This window comes from Dickeya sp. ws52, assembly GCF_007210685.1.
Classification (GTDB): domain Bacteria; phylum Pseudomonadota; class Gammaproteobacteria; order Enterobacterales; family Enterobacteriaceae; genus Dickeya; species Dickeya chrysanthemi.
Genome location: NZ_SZVX01000046.1, coordinates 1 through 1,669, shown reverse-complemented (window position 1 = coordinate 1,669; position 1,669 = coordinate 1). Strand labels below are relative to the sequence as shown.

At 50.8% G+C, this 1,669-nt stretch carries 1 protein-coding gene; it reads left to right on the top strand.

Translation table 11 applies throughout. From position 1 onward, the window contains the following. Positions 1-1,669: discoidin domain-containing protein (locus FDP13_RS21420; RefSeq protein WP_143840371.1), on the top strand; the 1,669-nt coding region annotated here is incomplete at both ends.

Genomic DNA, 1,669 nt, shown 5'->3' with positions numbered 1-1,669 from the left:
ATTTGGCAAACCACAGCCATACCGCCGCGCAAATTACCGATTTCACCGACGCGGTACGTAAAGTGCTGGTCTCGACGTTGGCGGCTGGGCAGGGTGTTGCGCTGAATTATGATGCCGGCAGCAACCAACTGGTTGTCAGTGCAACAGGCGGCAATAGCGGCGGCGGAAACAGTAGAAGCAATGGTGGCCGTGGTTATACGGTGGTAACGCGTAATGGTACGACGGCGAATCAGGTATTGACCTTCCCGTTCAGTGTTACCGGTACTATGGATTACAGCTTCGATGCCTATGCACTGAAGGAGGAGGCGGGGTCAACATCAACGATCACGACCGATAGCTACGATAGCGGCGATGTCTACAATCACACGCCAGGTCTTTTATTTGATGGCACGGCCAAAGCCGTTGCTGGTGAAAAAGTAGCACTAAGCAGTGATGGTACTTTTTTTTCCACAAGCCTTAGTCCAAGACCAACAGCAACGGCGGTCTCCATTTACGCTCGATCAAATCGCTCGGCGGTGCCAGCAATGACCGGTAACACGCAGGGTGGATACATCGTCACTGCGTCGTCAAATAACGCCGATGGTAATGCGGCTAGCCAGCTCTGGAAGGCGTTTAACAAATCGAATGCCGTACTCACTGATGCATGGTTGAGTGCAGGGGCACCATCTTCAGCATCACCGCAGTGGATCGCAATCCAGATGCCAGCAGCGGTCCGCGTTGCGGGTTATTCCATCGCTACCCGAAATCAAAATGGCTATTCGAATAGCCCCAAAACATGGATATTGCAAGGTTCCAACAACGGAACAACATGGGTTGACCTGCATTCAGTTGTCGGTGATACCCGTAATGTAGCTGGGCAAGTCAGGGCTTACAGCCTGAGAGCGCAGGCTGATTACGCTTACTATCGTCTGTATATAACAGACTACAATATCGGCAGTCTGGCTGGGTTCGTAGCTGTGGGGGAGCTGGATATTCAGCTTGCCGAAAAAGTTTTGCTACGCTCCGGTTCAAACTATTACATGCCATCAGACGGCACACTGGTGCAGATCGCATCACCATCTACCGCAGTTGACATTGATTCGGCCGGATTTTATTGGTCTGGATACATCCCAATTAGCAGCCTGATGTCGCTCGGCTCTGTCAGTATTGTGACAGGCCGCTCTGCTGACGCGATAATTCTCTATCCGCCACAAATCGCCATCCCGTTGAAGCTTAGTAACATAAAGGGCTTTAACGCGATAACCTTGGCAACTGCTACGGTAAATCAAACTGGGAGCGGCTCTGTGAGGGTTGCTGTGTCAAGAAATCTAACCGAGTGGTTTGTTTTTAGTGCCAGTGCATGGGTTTCGATTGGCACGCTAACAGCAAACGATGCGGACGCATCAAAACTGATGACTCAAGGCATGGCCCCGGCCATGCTTGCTGGAATAACTGCGTCACAGTGGAGCTTACTCTATACCGATACACTTTCTATGCCTGACAATATCGCTTTTGCTATCGCTATTGACGCACAAAATCCAGAAAATGATAGTGCTGCGATTGACTCGATCTCGTTATCAGTATCGGAGTCTGCGTGGAAACTACAATCATCGGCCGAAGTCGAAATCCGCTGGTATCCCGATAAGGTGACGTTTAAAACCGTGGCGGCGGGTAACTACAAACTGGCCTA